The organism is Vibrio sp. OPT20, from assembly GCF_963889365.1.
Lineage (GTDB): Bacteria > Pseudomonadota > Gammaproteobacteria > Enterobacterales > Vibrionaceae > Vibrio > Vibrio splendidus.
Map to the genome: position 1 here is coordinate 15,028 of NZ_CAWPOA010000093.1, position 14,766 is coordinate 29,793.

Annotated in this window: 15 protein-coding genes and 1 pseudogene; 5 read left to right on the forward strand and 11 right to left on the reverse strand. The window is 45.5% G+C overall.

Features of this window, described 5'->3' with window-relative positions:
• Window positions 1-569: uroporphyrinogen decarboxylase family protein (locus tag AACR09_RS19475; RefSeq protein WP_322621706.1), on the forward strand; the 569-nt coding region annotated here is incomplete at its 5' end.
• Between the two features lie 108 nt (window positions 570-677).
• On the opposite strand, the pseudogene AACR09_RS19480 reads toward AACR09_RS19475, so the two are convergent.
• Together AACR09_RS19480 and AACR09_RS19485 are read right to left on the reverse strand one after the other, a co-directional pair.
• Window positions 678-1,251: pseudogene (locus AACR09_RS19480) on the reverse strand (uracil-DNA glycosylase family protein).
• Window positions 1,251-2,177 carry a D-2-hydroxyacid dehydrogenase gene (locus AACR09_RS19485; RefSeq protein ID WP_193834485.1) on the reverse strand — a complete coding sequence of 309 codons (927 nt, stop codon included), beginning with the start codon at window positions 2,175-2,177 and terminating at the stop codon, window positions 1,251-1,253. Before AACR09_RS19485 ends, AACR09_RS19480 begins: the two are co-directional and overlap by 1 nt.
• A gap of 71 nt (window positions 2,178-2,248) precedes the next feature.
• Here AACR09_RS19485 and AACR09_RS19490 point away from each other — a divergent pair, with 71 nt between their 5' ends.
• Window positions 2,249-2,836 (forward strand): YjaG family protein, encoded by a 588-nt coding sequence (locus tag AACR09_RS19490; protein ID WP_193834487.1) that lies wholly within the window; start codon window positions 2,249-2,251, stop codon window positions 2,834-2,836.
• 80 nt (window positions 2,837-2,916) lie between these two features.
• Here the strand turns inward: AACR09_RS19490 and AACR09_RS19495 are convergent, their stop codons facing one another.
• Entirely contained in the window at window positions 2,917-4,068 is a 1,152-nt protein-coding gene (locus AACR09_RS19495; protein WP_108086623.1) for a CNNM domain-containing protein, read from the reverse strand.
• A gap of 270 nt (window positions 4,069-4,338) precedes the next feature.
• On the opposite strand from AACR09_RS19495, the gene hupA reads away from it, so the two are divergent.
• Complete coding sequence (gene hupA, locus AACR09_RS19500) at window positions 4,339-4,611, forward strand: nucleoid-associated protein HU-alpha (protein ID WP_004729753.1); 273 nt, start codon at window positions 4,339-4,341, stop codon at window positions 4,609-4,611.
• 47 nt (window positions 4,612-4,658) lie between these two features.
• On the forward strand, window positions 4,659-5,357 hold the full coding sequence (locus AACR09_RS19505; RefSeq protein WP_004729751.1) for a DUF1481 domain-containing protein: 699 nt from the start codon (window positions 4,659-4,661) through the stop codon (window positions 5,355-5,357).
• A 182-nt stretch (window positions 5,358-5,539) separates the two neighbouring features.
• On the opposite strand, the gene purD is transcribed toward AACR09_RS19505, so the two are convergent.
• Both purD and purH read right to left on the reverse strand, forming a co-directional pair.
• Complete coding sequence (gene purD, locus AACR09_RS19510; RefSeq protein ID WP_017062702.1) at window positions 5,540-6,829, reverse strand: phosphoribosylamine--glycine ligase; 1,290 nt, start codon at window positions 6,827-6,829, stop codon at window positions 5,540-5,542.
• Between the two features lie 282 nt (window positions 6,830-7,111).
• The gene (gene purH, locus AACR09_RS19515) at window positions 7,112-8,704 is read right to left on the reverse strand and encodes a bifunctional phosphoribosylaminoimidazolecarboxamide formyltransferase/IMP cyclohydrolase (RefSeq protein WP_017077568.1); all 1,593 of its coding nucleotides are present in this window, start codon (window positions 8,702-8,704) and stop codon (window positions 7,112-7,114) included.
• Between the two features lie 325 nt (window positions 8,705-9,029).
• Between purH and zntR the strand changes: the two genes are divergently transcribed.
• Window positions 9,030-9,470 carry a Zn(2+)-responsive transcriptional regulator gene (gene zntR / locus AACR09_RS19520; protein WP_029222059.1) on the forward strand — a complete coding sequence of 147 codons (441 nt, stop codon included), beginning with the start codon at window positions 9,030-9,032 and terminating at the stop codon, window positions 9,468-9,470.
• Window positions 9,471-9,560: 90 nt separating this feature from the next.
• Here the strand turns inward: zntR and fis are convergent, their stop codons facing one another.
• From fis to aroQ, 6 genes are all read right to left on the reverse strand, one after another.
• The gene (gene fis / locus AACR09_RS19525) at window positions 9,561-9,857 is read right to left on the reverse strand and encodes a DNA-binding transcriptional regulator Fis (protein ID WP_004729744.1); all 297 of its coding nucleotides are present in this window, start codon (window positions 9,855-9,857) and stop codon (window positions 9,561-9,563) included.
• Between the two features lie 23 nt (window positions 9,858-9,880).
• Window positions 9,881-10,849, reverse strand: a complete 969-nt coding sequence (dusB, locus tag AACR09_RS19530) for a tRNA dihydrouridine synthase DusB (RefSeq protein WP_193834489.1) — start codon at window positions 10,847-10,849, stop codon at window positions 9,881-9,883.
• Between the two features lie 141 nt (window positions 10,850-10,990).
• The gene (gene prmA, locus AACR09_RS19535) at window positions 10,991-11,878 is read right to left on the reverse strand and encodes a 50S ribosomal protein L11 methyltransferase (protein ID WP_017083825.1); all 888 of its coding nucleotides are present in this window, start codon (window positions 11,876-11,878) and stop codon (window positions 10,991-10,993) included.
• 188 nt (window positions 11,879-12,066) lie between these two features.
• Window positions 12,067-13,410 (reverse strand): acetyl-CoA carboxylase biotin carboxylase subunit, encoded by a 1,344-nt coding sequence (gene accC, locus AACR09_RS19540; protein WP_004729738.1) that lies wholly within the window; start codon window positions 13,408-13,410, stop codon window positions 12,067-12,069.
• A 15-nt stretch (window positions 13,411-13,425) separates the two neighbouring features.
• Window positions 13,426-13,875, reverse strand: coding sequence for an acetyl-CoA carboxylase biotin carboxyl carrier protein (gene accB, locus AACR09_RS19545; RefSeq protein ID WP_076648662.1), 450 nt, complete (start codon window positions 13,873-13,875; stop codon window positions 13,426-13,428).
• A gap of 74 nt (window positions 13,876-13,949) precedes the next feature.
• Complete coding sequence (gene aroQ / locus AACR09_RS19550; RefSeq protein ID WP_029224581.1) at window positions 13,950-14,399, reverse strand: type II 3-dehydroquinate dehydratase; 450 nt, start codon at window positions 14,397-14,399, stop codon at window positions 13,950-13,952.
• Between the last annotated feature and the right edge of the window lie 367 nt (window positions 14,400-14,766).

The window sequence follows — 14,766 nt, forward strand, 5'->3', positions numbered from 1 at the left end:
TCAAGAAGATGATGTACGCAGAGCCACAAACACTGCATTTACTTCTAGATAAGCTGGCTGACACCGTTATTGAATACCTGAACGCGCAAATTAAAGCGGGTGCACAATCGGTAATGGTATTCGACACATGGGGTGGTGTACTTACTCCGCGTGACTACAACCTGTTCTCACTACAGTACATGCACAAAATTGTCGATGGCCTAATCCGTGAAAACGAAGGTCGCCGTGTACCGGTTACTCTGTTCACTAAGAACGGTGGCATGTGGCTAGAATCTATCGCAGCGACTGGCTGTGATGCGGTGGGCCTAGACTGGACAATCAATATTGCGGATGCAAAAGCGCGTATTGGCGATAAAGTGGCTCTACAAGGCAACATGGACCCATCAGTGCTTTACGCACAACCTGAGCGTATTCGTGAAGAAGTCGGCACTATCCTTGAAGGTTTTGGTGACGGCGGTACTGGTCACGTATTTAACCTTGGCCATGGTATTCACCTAGATGTGCCACCAGAGAATGCTGGTGTATTTGTGGACGCAGTTCATGACCTATCTAAGCCATACCATAAGTAATTAAGTATGTGTTTTTAGAAAAAGCGCTGTCGAGAAATCGGCAGCGCTTTTTTATTACCTTTTTATCCGCATCCAATATCGGCTTCATCATCGTGGATGTGCAGCTAATTAGGTATTTGGATCATGGTAGGCCAAATGCTCCGAGATGTGCTTTTGGATGTAAGGAATAACGTCACTTTCAAACCAAGGGTTCTTCTTGAGCCAGATATTATTGCGTGGCGAAGGGTGAGGTAGCGGCAAAAACTCAGGCGCCCATCTTTGCCAATTACGCACGGTTTCTGTCAGTGTGCTGGTGGTTTTGTGCGTACTGGCCAATCAGCAGTGTCATTTGAATGTTGGGTAGCGATTGCAGCACTTTGTTATGCCAAAGCTCCGCACACTCTTTACGTGGTGGGAGATCGCCACTCTTTCCCTTTCCCGGATAACAAAACCCCATAGGAACAATCGCGACTTTTTGTTCGTCATAAAACGTATCGCTATCTATCCCTAACCATTCTCTTAATCGTTCGCCACTGGCATCATTCCAAGGGATCGATGACTCATGAACCTTAATACCAGGCGCCTGCCCAATGATAAGCAAGCGCGCGTTTGGATGCGCTTGAATTATCGGGTTAGCACCGTGTGATAGGTGAGGCTCACAAGCTCGGCATTGTCGAATCTCTTTGAGTAACGATGAGGACATCAGTAACCTTTATCAAAATCGATGACATGGTTCAGTTTAAAGCCATCTCGCCATTGTTGGTAATTCTCGGCGAAGATCTTTACCACCTGCCTTGGCTCACTCAGCGCTGCAATGTGCGGGGTGATGGTCACTTGCGGTAATGTCCAGAAAGGGTGCTCCTGCGAGAGGGGCTCACTTTCAAACACATCCAAGAAAGCATGATCAACCCACTTATTCTTAATCGCAAGCAGCAAGGCTTTTTTATCTAAGCTCTCTCCTCTGCCAACATTAAACAGCAGTACATTCGAGCAGTAACTTAAGGTCGTTTGATTGAGTAATTGATAGGTTTCAGCTGTTGATGGCAAGGTGTTGACCACAATATCCGCTTGCTTAAGGGCAGCCTCTATTTCATTGATGTGGAAAGTGTCTTTAAAGGTCTCTTGCTTTGATGGGATGCCGGTACGGTTGACTCCAATGGTATGAATACCAAACGCAGTTGCGGTTTTCGCTAAATGACTTCCGATTGAACCGGTTCCTAAAATCACCATGGTTTTGTCAGTTAGGCTAGCATATAGCTGTGGCTGCCAGCTTCGTTGTGCTTGTTGCTGGTGGTAGTGAGAGAAGTGTCTACAGTGGCTGATCGTGTAACCTAACACGTATTCAGCAATCGCAGGGCCGAAGATGCCTTTGACGTTGGTCAGCGTATAATCTTGACGAAGATCCGGCTGAGTGAGTTTATTGATTCCTGCGTAGGTACTTTGCACCCAGTCTAGATGTTTAAACTCATTAAGTCGCTCCGCGATTAAAGGAGGAGAAGCCAGCACGATCTCAGCTAATTCGGGGTTTTGAGTGATTTCGAGGTCAGGTAACCCTTGGTTTAGAATCAGTTGCGTATAAGTATCGTCATGCTCAGTAAGAATATAGAGCTTATTCGTAAAATTGTTCATCGGCCTACCTTTTCCATCCTAGGTTTATCAAGTACACTTTCGCTGTCTTTTTCTGCAATTATTGAGTGACTATGCTTCAGAATCCACTGCAGGTTCGTCTAGAAAAGTTAGAACCTTGGCAACAAATTACCTTTATGGCGTGTCTATGTGAGCGTATGTACCCTAACTATGCCATGTTTTGTGAGAATACAGAATTTGCGGAAGCTCGAATCTATCGTGATGTTTTGGATAGCATTTGGGAAATCTTAACCGTTAAAACGGCAAAGGTGAATTTTGAGCGTCAGCTTGAGAAAGTCGAAGAGCTATTCCCAAGTGGAGAGGATTTTGATTTCTACGGTGTTTACCCTGCGATGGACGCGTGCCAAGGCTTAGCAACGTTAATCCATGGCTTACTTGACCGTGAGCATCTGCTTGAAACTGTCATTAAAGTGAGTCAACAATCGGTGAAGACGGTTGCCGAGCTTGAGTTTGCTCAAGGCGCTGAAGAAGTGACAAACGAAAACCAGAAAGAAAACGAAGCGGTGTGTGAAGAGTGGGACGTTCAGTGGGCGATCTTCCGACCTCTACGTGAAACGACTGAACGTGACCTAGAGCTGATCAAAGATCTACGCCACGAACTGCGTGAAGACCCAGTAAGTAACATTGGTGTAGCGTTATAATTCGCTATCGCATCAAAGTACGAATAAAAACAAAGGCTCCCTAGGGAGCCTTTGTTGTATCTGACGCTACCAAATTGAGATTAAGCGTCCTTTTTGTCTTCTTTTTGAACCCTGTCTTCATCCGCTGACTTTGAGTCTGAGGTGTCGTTGTCTGTTAGAGTTTTTTCCTCTAGCTCGTCCTCTTCATCGCGGTTTTCGATAACACCGTGTGTTTCTTTCCACTGTTCCCAACGCTGAAATGCCAGTTCTTGCATGTCAGTCGTCTTATCTGCCTCGTCGACGATCTCTTCGCCCACTAGGTGCTCAAAGATATCTTCTAGGGTGATGATGCCCTGAATCGTACCGTACTCGTCAACTACTAAGGAAAGCTGCAGGCGGTTTGCCATCATTTGATCAAAGGCTTTAGCCAAGCCCATGTTGTTCAGCAACACGTGGATAGGGCGCATTACTTCACCCAGAGCTTTCTCGCCACAACCCGCTTGTTGCAATCTAAACAGCTCCAGACGGTGTACAAAACCAATGATGTTGTCAGTTTGCTCGCTGTAAACTAATGGGCGCGAGAATGGTGTGTCTTTGTGCTGCTCTAGGAACGTATTCACGCTCATTTCGGCATCGACGCGGAATACAACAGGGCGCGGTGTCATCACTTGCGTCACGGGCACATCTTGAATGCCTAATAGGTTGCTCAGAATTTTTGATTCGCCTTCAGCAAACTCACCACTTTCTTTTGCCAAAATAGCCATTGCAGACAGCTCATCACGCATTTTTGGTGCTTGGTGGCCACGAGCAAGACGTTTGGTGATCTGTTCTGAGAACCAGACAAACGGTGTTAGGAAGAAAACCATCCAGCGAAGTACGTTTGATGATGCTGGAGCAAGTTGACGCCAGTAGGTTGCACCAATGGTTTTTGGAACAATCTCAGACAAAACCAAAATGCCCAAAGTCAGTACGGCAGAGAATACACCTAACCATTGGCTACCAAAAACCACAGCCGCTTGTGCACCTGCCGTCGCAGCACCGATTGTGTGCGCGATGGTGTTGAGCGTTAAAATTGACGCGAGCGGGCGGTCAATGTCTGTTTTCAGTTTGTCTAAAGACTCTGCTGCAGGGTGCCCATTTTGTTTTAGTTGAGCAATGTAGCTCGGACTAATACTCAAAAGTACAGCTTCTAAAACAGAACAAATGAAAGAAACTCCAATAGCAATGGAGACGTAAATAGTTAGCAGCAGCATGTTTGCCCTTAAATTAAATTGTACGCTTTAACAGCGATTCAGCGTGGATTATAGAGATAAAGTAGTGGCTAGGTCATCATTAATTTGCCTCTCAGCCCCTTTTAAACAAGGGCTTGCTCAATAAAATCAGTAACAAATTGTGAGTTATTACTCATATTATGGCTAAAACTACGGCATTAGAGCTAAAGATCGACGACAAACCTTTGCCAGATGGGGCATTTATGTTTTAGAGTAAATTGAATTCAAAAATACAAAGAAGGGAAACCTAAAATGAACAAGACTCAATTAATCGACTTTATTGCTGAAAAAGCGGACCTTTCTAAAGCACAAGCTAAAGCTGCTCTAGAAGCGACTCTTGGTGGTGTTACAGATGCTCTTAAAGATGGCGATCAAGTTCAGCTAATTGGTTTTGGTACTTTTAAAGTAAACCACCGTGCAGCTCGCACTGGTCGTAACCCAAAAACTGGTGATGAGATCCAAATCGCTGCTGCAAATGTTCCAGCATTTGTTGCAGGTAAAGCGCTGAAAGATTCAGTGAAATAATCTAAACTGTACCGAGGTAGTCGTATTCCACCTCGGTACAGGTTTTTATGAAAAAAGCATTTCTTCTCGTTTCACTATTATCTACATTCCTCATTGGCTGTTCATCAACCAGCCCCAGCAAAAACCTAGAGCAATTTGAAACTCACACCGGCGGCCAAGTCATGGGCGACGCGACAAGTTTTTACTGGGTTACTAATAAACTAACACAACCTCATTCTTCAGCGGACTATGTCACAGTCGGCGATTACGGCTGGTACCAAACTGACTATGCTTGGTCGGAAGGTATACTTCGTGAATTCGTTCGTGAAGGCGAACAGCGTAATTCATCGAATAAGCTGGTGCCTTATCGTGTTCATGTGCGTTTCAACAAGTCAGGCGAGGCTGTGTATCAGCAGTATCGTATTGACAGCAAAATCTTACCTATCCAAGCCAAGCAGCTTGAAAACTATCAGAAAGAAGCGACGTCGGTTCTAGAGACCACAACGAAGCAGCATGATGAAGGGCTTAGGCTGATTCAGGGTTACTGGAATGGCAGCTCTTTTAAAACGTGCGCTGGTGGTGAGTTTGATCGCATTGAATTTAACCAGACCTTGCCAGGCTTCGTGATTGACCGATTGGCGTCTGTGGAAAGCTATGCGGCGTTTCTTGGCAGTGACTTACTCGGTAAGATGAGCGTAGAAGAGTTACTGATGCTGGCTGAAGACAGTCATGATTGTGTCGTAAGGCCATCGTTGCTGAAAGAATAGAAAGCAATCAAAGAATTAAGAGTATTTGGCCTACTGTAGGCTAAGTACTTATTTGTCTGTACAAATACAGTTTCTTGTATAGATGAGATAATAAAAAGGCGCCTATTGAGGCGCCTTTATCTGTTATTCACTTGTTGTCATTTGCTTACTGTTATTGGAAAGTAAGCGAGCAACAAGATTGTTTACTGCTCTTGTTCGCGCGCAATCGCACGGTAACCAATGTCATTGCGGTGGAACATACCATTCCAGCTAACTTGCTTCGTCAACGCGTAAGCGCGCTCTTGAGCCTCAGAAACCGTATTGCCCAGTGCTGTTGCACAAAGTACACGACCGCCGTTTGTCACAACGTCGCCAGCTTCATTATTTGTCGTACCCGCGTGGAAAACCTTTTGGCCTTCAACTTCGCTTGTTGGTAGTGAAATAACGTCACCTTTTGCGTAGTCAGCAGGGTAACCGCCAGCCGCAAGAACAACACCGATAGAAGCGCGTGGATCCCACTTCGATTCTGCTTCGTCGAGTTTCTCGTCGATAGCCATTAGGCAAAGTTCAACAAGGTCTGACTCCATACGCATCATGATAGGTTGCGTTTCTGGATCGCCGAAGCGGCAGTTGTATTCGATAACTTTAGGTGTGCCGTCAGCATCGATCATTAGGCCAGCGTAAAGGAAACCTGTGTAAGGTGCGCCTTCCGCGTCCATGCCACGTACCGTTGGGTAGATAACTTCTTCAAGGATACGGTTGTGGATTTCTGGAGTTACAACCGGCGCAGGAGAGTAAGCACCCATGCCGCCCGTGTTAGGCCCTGTGTCTTTGTCGCCAACACGTTTGTGATCTTGGCTGGTAGCCATAGGAAGTACGCTAGAACCATCAACCATTACGATGAAGCTTGCTTCTTCGCCTTCAAGGAATTCTTCAATCACCACGCGGCTGCCTGCTTCGCCAAATGCGTTGCCTGCTAGCATGTCTTTGATTGCGTCTTCAGCTTCTTCAAGTGTCATCGCAACGATAACGCCTTTACCTGCCGCAAGACCGTCAGCTTTCACTACGATAGGAGCGCCTTGCTCGCGAACGTAAGCGATAGCTGGCTCAATCTCAGTGAAGTTTGAGTAGTAACCTGTTGGGATATCATGACGAGCTAGGAAGTCTTTGGTGAATGCTTTAGAGCCTTCAAGCTGTGCTGCCGCTTGAGTTGGGCCAAAGATTGGTAGGCCAACTTCGCGGAATGCATCAACCACACCGATAACCAATGGTGCTTCAGGGCCCACGATAGTCAGTTCGATTTTTTTATCTTGAGCAAACGCGACTAAACCAGCGATGTCTTCAACGCCGATGTTTACGTTCTCTAGTTTCGGCTCAAGTGCAGTACCTGCGTTGCCTGGAGCAATGAATACTGTTTCAACGTTTGGGTTTTGTGCCGCTTTCCAACCAAGTGCATGCTCACGACCGCCGGCACCGATAATCAATACATTCATGTTTTAAAATCCTTATAGCTGCTTCAGAGCCTTTATTTCTGTGTCAAACATGCTCACTTATGGTCATAAGCTCCGCGTGTTTTCCTTGAACTAAAGTCACTGACTTGCTCTACGTAATTCAAATATCGGAATATTTAAAAAACAAAATTATAAGTTTTGCTCAAAGTCGTTGGTGATGTGGCTAGGCAGCAATTGAGCCCATCCCCGGGAGCATAGTCCGCTATGTGACCGGGGTGGGCGAAAGCAGCTAACGACGCCACAGTGCCAAATACGAAGAGGAAATTAGTGGCGGAAGTGACGCATGCCCGTAAAGATCATCGCCATGCCGTGTTCGTCTGCTGCAGCGATAACTTCGTCATCACGCATAGAGCCGCCCGGTTGGATAACACACTTGATGCCAGCTTCTGCTGCCGCGTCGATACCGTCACGGAATGGGAAGAATGCATCTGATGCCATCACACAACCTTCAACCTGTAGACCTTCGTCCGCCGCTTTGATGCCTGCGATCTTCGCTGAGTAAACGCGGCTCATTTGGCCTGCGCCAACACCAACCGTCATGTCACCTTTCGAGTAAACGATAGCGTTAGACTTAACGTACTTCGCTACTTTCCAGCAGAATAGAGCATCTTTTAGCTCTTCAGCCGTTGGTTGACGCTTAGAAACTACTTTTAGGTCGTCTTCTGAAACCATGCCTTGGTCGCGGTCTTGCACTAGCAAACCACCGTTAACGCGTTTCACGTCAAAACCAGTTGTCTTCGTTGTCCACTCACCACACTCAAGTAGGCGAAGGTTTTTCTTAGCCGCTACGATTGCTACTGCTTCAGCAGAAACTGATGGTGCAATGATAACTTCAACGAATTGACGCTCAGTGATAGCCGTTGCTGTTGCAGCGTCTAGCTCACGGTTGAAAGCGATGATGCCGCCAAATGCAGACGTTGGGTCTGTTTTGAATGCACGGTCGTAAGCTTCTAGGATGTCTTCACCTAGTGCAACACCACATGGGTTAGCGTGCTTAACAATTACACATGCTGGCTGGTCGAACTCTTTCACACACTCAAGTGCTGCGTCAGTGTCAGCGATGTTGTTGTAAGAAAGTGCTTTACCTTGGATTTGACGAGCTGTAGATACAGACGCTTCTTCAGGGTTTGCTTCAACGTAGAAAGCGGCTGCTTGGTGGCTGTTCTCACCGTAGCGCATGTCTTGCTTCTTCTCGAACTGTTGGTTGAACGTGCGAGGGAATTTGCTCTCTTCATCGCCTTCCTTGTTCGCGCCGTAGCTAGGAACCATAGTGCCGAAGTAGTTAGCGATCATGCCGTCGTAAGAAGCCGTGTGCTCAAATGCAGCGATAGCGAGGTCGAAGCGAGTCTCTAGGGTTAGAGATTGCTCGTTAGCGTCCATTTCAGTGACAACGCGCTCGTAGTCGTGTGCGTTTACAACGATCGTTACGTCTTTGTGGTTTTTCGCTGCAGAGCGAACCATTGTAGGGCCACCGATGTCGATATTCTCAACAGCGTCAGCAAGGGTACAACCTTCTTTAGCAACGGTTTCTGCGAATGGGTATAGGTTTACAACAACCATATCGATAGGGTTGATACCGTGAGTTTCCATCACGTCATCATCTTGGCCACGACGGCCTAGAACACCACCATGAACTTTTGGGTGCAGAGTCTTAACACGGCCATCCATCATTTCTGGGAAACCAGTGTAGTCAGATACTTCTGTAACAGAGATGCCTTTTTCAGCAAGCAGGCGAGCAGTGCCACCGGTAGATAGGATATCTACACCACGGTTAGCAAGAGCTTGTGCAAATTCAACGATACCAGTTTTGTCTGATACGCTGATGAGAGCGCGGCGAATTGGACGAGCGTTATTCATGCTTCCATCTTCCTCAAATTCATGGGGTTAAAATAAAGATATTTGCCAAAAAAGAACTTGTTTCTATCTTCTTAGCGTGGATTATCTTCGATACCAGTAAGAGATAAAATATTGGCCAGTTTTGGTAAAGACCTTTTGGGTTAGTCTTATGATTAAGCTATAAGATAACCAACTCCAAATTTGATGGCGCAGATTCTAACTAATTTATTACAAAAAAGCTCGCGCAATCGTTTGGCATCTCAAAATTAATTATGAAAAGTGCCATTTCAGCCTGAAAAGTAACGATAAGGTTAATTGTGGAATGGACGGAACAGTAGGAAAAAACATGTTTCAGATCGGTGAATTAGCGAAACGGTGCGGTGTGACAGCCGATACCTTACGATTTTATGAGAAGAATAACCTGATCGCGCCAGCCAGTCGCAGTGAGTCGGGTTATCGCCTATATGATGAAAATAACCAAAAACAGGTGACGTTTATTCTCAAATCTAAAGCGTTGGGACTGAGTCTGGACGAGATTAAAGAATTGCTTGAGATTCGTCTCGAAGCCACACAGCACAGTTGCGCCGAAGTGAAATCAATTACCTCAGCAAAACTAGAGATGATCGATGAGAAGATTACCGAGTTAACCAAGATTCGCACTGCACTTAAAAAGATCAATGATGCGTGTTGTGGCCACGTAGACGACGATGCAAGCCATTGCTCTATTCTGGCAGCCTTGGATTCAGCAAACGTTGATAAAGAGCGCTGCTGTCGCACTGGAGAGTAATCAGCCACCTATTACGGTTCGACAAGCCAAAAAAAAGCCAAACTCAAAAAATGAGCTTGGCTTTCCATTCAATAAATTACGAAAGAACGATTAGTTCATGCCGTATTTTTTAAGTTTCTTGCGAAGAGTACCGCGGTTAATACCCATCATGGTTGCTGCGCGAGTTTGGTTACCGCGAGTGTACTGCATGATAGTGTCTAGTAGTGGCTGTTCAACTTCAGCTAATACTAATTCGTATAACTCGCTGACTTCTTGACCGTTTAATTGAGCAAGGTAATTTTTCAATGATGCTTTAACTGAGTCACGTAGTGGTTTCTGCGTGATTTGGTCTTGTGATGTAACTGTAGTTACTGTCAATGCTTCTGAAGTCAGATTTTGTTCGAACATATTCGGTCTAGCTCTTCTCGTAATTATGGTGCAACGTTATCAAAAAAACCTTCTAGCGCTTCAAGCTGCAGATCACCTGCTTCGAATGCGTTGAAGGTACGGCGAAACTCACTCGCTTGTTCATGTTCTTTTAGGTACCAACCCACATGCTTACGAGCAATTCGGGGGCCTAAAAACTCGCCATAAAACTCATGTAGAGCGTTCACATGACCAAGCATGATGTCTTTCACTTCCGAAATCGGGAGCGGGTCCATCGTGGTGCCGTTTTCCAAATAGTGTAGGATTTCGTTAAAAATCCAAGGACGTCCTTGGGCAGGTCGACCTATCATTAAAGCATCAGCACCGGTGTACTCCAGCACAAACTTCGCTTTTTCCGGGCTATCGATATCACCGTTAGCGATAACCGGAATAGATACTGCTTGTTTCGCTGCTTTAATGTGTTTGTATTCTGCCTCACCTTTGTACATACAAGCGCGAGTTCTCCCATGAAGGGCAAGAGCTTGTATGCCGCAGTCTTCGGCTATTTTCGCGATTTGAACACAGTTTCTGTTGTCTGTGTTCCAGCCTGTGCGCGTTTTCAACGTTACTGGAACGTCGACAGCATTTACCACCGCTTTCAGAATATCTTCAATGAGTTCTGGATGCTGCAGTAGGGCTGAGCCCGCAAGCTTCTTATTCACTTTTTTGGCTGGACACCCCATGTTGATATCGATGATTTGCGCACCGTTATCGACATTAAATTGAGCAGCCTCGGCCATAAGCTGTGGATCTGCACCTGCGATTTGTACTGAACGAATGCCCGATTCGCCTTCATGTACCATACGCTGCTGAGACTTTGACGTTTTCCAAACTTTAGGATTGGAGGACATCATTTCACTGACTGCCATCCCCGCACCGTAACGAAGACACAACTCACGGAATGGTCTATCCGTTACGCCAGCCATAGGAGCGACGATTAGATTGTTCTTAAGTTGATAATTTCCGATTTTCAAAAAATGTCATCACAGTTCTGTACCAGCAAGGGCGCGCATTTTACGCATTTTTTCGCTGCGTGAAAAGACTAATATTTGAGCATTTACAATTTGTTTTTGTAATTTGTTTAAATTTCAATCAATTAGCGCTCAAAGTCTTACCTAGCCTTGCTTCTGACCTGAGATTCGACACCATTCTTGTTGTTCAATGATCGGATCAATGTGAAGCTCATCACGATAATAAGTCGCAACATCTTCCGCTTGTGTATCTAAAACACCCGACATTGCAAGTACACCATTTGGCTTAACTAGGCCTTTAATGATGCCAGAAAGGTCGCGTAATGGGCCTGCAAGGATGTTGGCAACAACAACGTCAGCAAGTAAACCTTCCGGTTGATCTTGTGGTAAGAACACTTCTAGTTGCTCTGCCACGCCATTGCGTTGTGCGTTGTCTTTTGATGCAAGCAGGGCTTGAGGATCAATGTCGATCCCGATAACTTTTGCCGCGCCAAGTTTGATCGCAGCGATAGCTAGGATGCCTGAACCACAACCGAAATCGATCACGGTTTTGCCTGTAAGGTCTAAGCCTTCAAGCCACTCAAGACACAATGCCGTTGTCGGGTGAGTACCTGTACCAAATGCAAGACCGGGATCCAGCATTACGTTTACAGCGTCAGGTTCAGGGATATCGCGCCAGCTAGGGCAGATCCATAAACGCTCACCAAACTTCATTGGGTGGAAGTTGTCCATCCATTCACGTTCCCAATCCTTGTCTTCAATTTGCTCTACTTTATGAGCAAAGTCTGCAGGGAACATGTTGCTTGCTTTAATCTGCGCTAGAACGACACCAGTATCAGTCTCAGCGTCGTAAAGCGCGAGAATGTCAGTATCACCCCAAAGGCGAGTTTCACCCGGCAGAGGCTCAAATACAGGGGTATCTTGTGCATCCAGGAAAGTTACGGAAAGAGCACCAGTCTCTTCCATTAACATGTCGCCGATTTGTTCGGCATTTTCATTGGTCGCATTAAGCTTGATTTGAATCCAAGGCATGGCTGCATCTTCTATATGAGAAAAATTGGATGGGGAGTCTAGCAGAAAATATGAGCAAATTCATCAAAACACCGCGGATTATAAGAGGGATTATTGATTGATTTTTGCGAGTGTTTAAAAACAAAAATGCCCACCGAAGTGAGCATTTATTACTGTTCTACAGAGAACGTATTACGGAAGACTAGCTTCTATTGCAGACCAAGCTTCTTCTCAAGGTAGTGGATGTTTGCCCCACCGTGTTGGAAGTTTTCGTCGTTCATAATCGCTAATTGCAGCTCAGTATTGACGTTGATACCTTCAACAATCATTTCTGCTAGTGCGTTCTTCATACGTGCAATCGCTACGTCACGGTTCTCACCGTAAGTGATCAGCTTGCCGATCATTGAATCGTAGTGTGGTGGTACTGTGTAGCCAGTATAGATGTGAGATTCCCAACGAACACCCATACCACCTGGAGCATGGAAGCGCGTGATCTTACCTGGAGATGGTAAGAAACGAACTGGATCTTCCGCGTTGATACGACATTCGATTGAGTGGCCGCGCAGCTTAATATCATCCTGTGTGAATGATAGAGGCTGACCAGCAGCAATGCGAAGTTGCTCTTTCACTAAGTCGATACCCGTTACCATTTCAGTAATCGTGTGCTCAACCTGGATACGAGTGTTCATTTCGATGAAGTAGAACTCACCGTTCTCGTATAGGAATTCAAATGTACCTGCGCCGCGGTAACCAATCTCAAGACATGCACGAGTACAACGGTCACCGATGTACTTACGCATCTCTTCAGTTATACCCGGTGCTGGCGCTTCTTCCACAACTTTCTGGTGACGACGCTGCATTGAACAGTCCCGCTCACCTAGGTGGATAGCATTGCCTTGACCATCTGCAAGCACTTGTACTTCAATGTGACGTGGATTTTCTAGGAATTTTTCCATGTAAACCATGTCGTTATTGAAACATGCTTTTGCTTCAGCACGAGTCATTGCGATAGCTTCTGTTAGTTCTTTTTCAGTACGAACAACACGCATACCACGACCGCCGCCGCCGCCAGATGCCTTGATGATTACAGGGAAACCAATGCGCTTAGCGTGCGCTTTGTTTTTCACTTCATCATCATCAAGAGGGCCGTCAGAACCCGGTACACAAGGTACGCCAGCTTTCTTCATTGACGTGATAGCTGACACTTTGTCACCCATCATGCGAATGGTTTCAGCTTTAGGGCCAACGAAGATAAAACCACTGCGCTCTACCTGTTCTGCAAAATCTGCATTTTCAGATAGGAAGCCGTAGCCAGGGTGAACAGCTACTGCACCTGTAACTTCAGCTGCGCTGATGATACGAGGGATGTTTAGGTAGCTATCGATACCACGAGCTGGACCGATACAAATGGTTTCGTCAGCAAGCAGTACGTGCTTAAGATCGCGGTCAGCTGTTGAGTGAACCGCTACCGTTTTGATGCCAAGCTCTTTACATGCTCGCAGAATACGCAGTGCAATTTCACCACGGTTCGCGATTACTAATTTATCTAACATAATGAGTGCTCTCTATTATTCGATAATTACTAGAGCTTGGTCGAATTCTACTGGTTGACCGTCTTCAACTAGGATAGCCGTTACAACACCAGATTTATCAGCTTCGATTTGGTTCATCATTTTCATTGCTTCAACGATACATAGCGTTTCGCCAGCAGTTACAGATTGACCAACCTTAACGAATGGTTTTGCATCTGGGCTTGGAGCGCCGTAGAAAGTACCAACCATTGGAGAAAGAACTTGGTGACCAGCTGGAACTGCAGGAGCTGCTGGCTCTGCTGCTACAGGAGCCGCCGCAGGTGCTGCCGCTACAGGAGCTGGAGCCGCTGCATATTGAATCGGTGCTGCAGATACAGGGCTGTTACGACTGATTCGTACTGACTCTTCACCTTCAGAGATTTCTAGCTCAGAAATACCAGACTCTTCAACCAATTCGATTAGCTTTTTGATTTTGCGAATATCCATTGTTTCTTTCTCTTTATCTGTTGATTGAACTTACTCTTTGACTGAGTAGGTTAGTAATAGTTCGTTGTTTTTATTTACTTTGCGTTGAGCTTGTTGAGCGCAGCCGTCAAAGCAAATTGATAACCTTGGGCACCTAAGCCACAAATCACACCTTCTGCTTTATCAGATAGGTAAGAGTGGTGACGGAATGATTCACGTGCGTGAACATTCGATAGGTGAACCTCAATAAATGGGATAGCAACACCAAGTAGTGCATCACGCAACGCCACACTGGTATGTGTAAAGGCCGCTGGGTTGATAATAATGAAATCAACATTTTGATAAGCACTATGGATAGCTTCAATCAGTTCATACTCACGATTTGACTGTAAGTGAGACAGCTCAACATCTTGTGTTTTCGCTTGCTCGGTCAATGAGCTAATAATCTGGTCAAGTGTTTGAGAACCGTAGTGTGCAGGCTCTCTAAGGCCTAACAGGTTAAGGTTTGGGCCATTTAAAACTAGAATGCGAAACTTTGTAGACATTGTGGGGCTATCTTCCTTTATCGTGTTTACGAATGTGAATGTTGCCATTTTATTGAAAATTTGGGGTTAATTTCCAGTAAGAAAAACCCAAATTTAAAAATTAGAACCAGATTATAGCTAATTCAGCGCAAATCGCAGCAATTTACTGGTCTAATCTCCTATAAGTACAGCATGGAATTGTTATCAACTTAACAAAAAACCACGATTGCTTTAATTTTATCGAAGATATTTGAGATCAAGATCGGCCATAAAAAAACCGCCACATAGGTGTAATGCCGATCAGTTAAAGCCAAAGTGATCGGTTGAACGATCCTCCAGAGCTGTCAAAATCCAAGTGTATTTAATGCACTTGGATTTTTTTATGGAT

Excerpts from the sequence above, each read along its gene's own strand:
- aroQ (WP_029224581.1), bottom strand. The coding sequence starts at position 14,399 with ATGTCTACAAAGTTTCGCATTCTAGTTTTAAATGGCCCAAACCTTAAC.
- accC (WP_004729738.1), bottom strand. The coding sequence starts at position 13,410 with ATGTTAGATAAATTAGTAATCGCGAACCGTGGTGAAATTGCACTGCGT.
- fis (WP_004729744.1), bottom strand. The coding sequence starts at position 9,857 with ATGTTCGAACAAAATCTGACTTCAGAAGCATTGACAGTAACTACAGTT.
- AACR09_RS19495 (WP_108086623.1), bottom strand. The coding sequence starts at position 4,068 with ATGCTGCTGCTAACTATTTACGTCTCCATTGCTATTGGAGTTTCTTTC.
- accB (WP_076648662.1), bottom strand. The coding sequence starts at position 13,875 with ATGGATATTCGCAAAATCAAAAAGCTAATCGAATTGGTTGAAGAGTCT.
- zntR (WP_029222059.1), top strand. The coding sequence starts at position 9,030 with ATGTTTCAGATCGGTGAATTAGCGAAACGGTGCGGTGTGACAGCCGAT.
- purD (WP_017062702.1), bottom strand. The coding sequence starts at position 6,829 with ATGAATGTATTGATTATCGGTGCCGGCGGTCGTGAGCATGCACTTGGT.
- AACR09_RS19485 (WP_193834485.1), bottom strand. The coding sequence starts at position 2,177 with ATGAACAATTTTACGAATAAGCTCTATATTCTTACTGAGCATGACGAT.
- purH (WP_017077568.1), bottom strand. The coding sequence starts at position 8,704 with ATGAATAACGCTCGTCCAATTCGCCGCGCTCTCATCAGCGTATCAGAC.
- hupA (WP_004729753.1), top strand. The coding sequence starts at position 4,339 with ATGAACAAGACTCAATTAATCGACTTTATTGCTGAAAAAGCGGACCTT.
- prmA (WP_017083825.1), bottom strand. The coding sequence starts at position 11,878 with ATGCCTTGGATTCAAATCAAGCTTAATGCGACCAATGAAAATGCCGAA.
- AACR09_RS19490 (WP_193834487.1), top strand. The coding sequence starts at position 2,249 with ATGCTTCAGAATCCACTGCAGGTTCGTCTAGAAAAGTTAGAACCTTGG.
- AACR09_RS19505 (WP_004729751.1), top strand. The coding sequence starts at position 4,659 with ATGAAAAAAGCATTTCTTCTCGTTTCACTATTATCTACATTCCTCATT.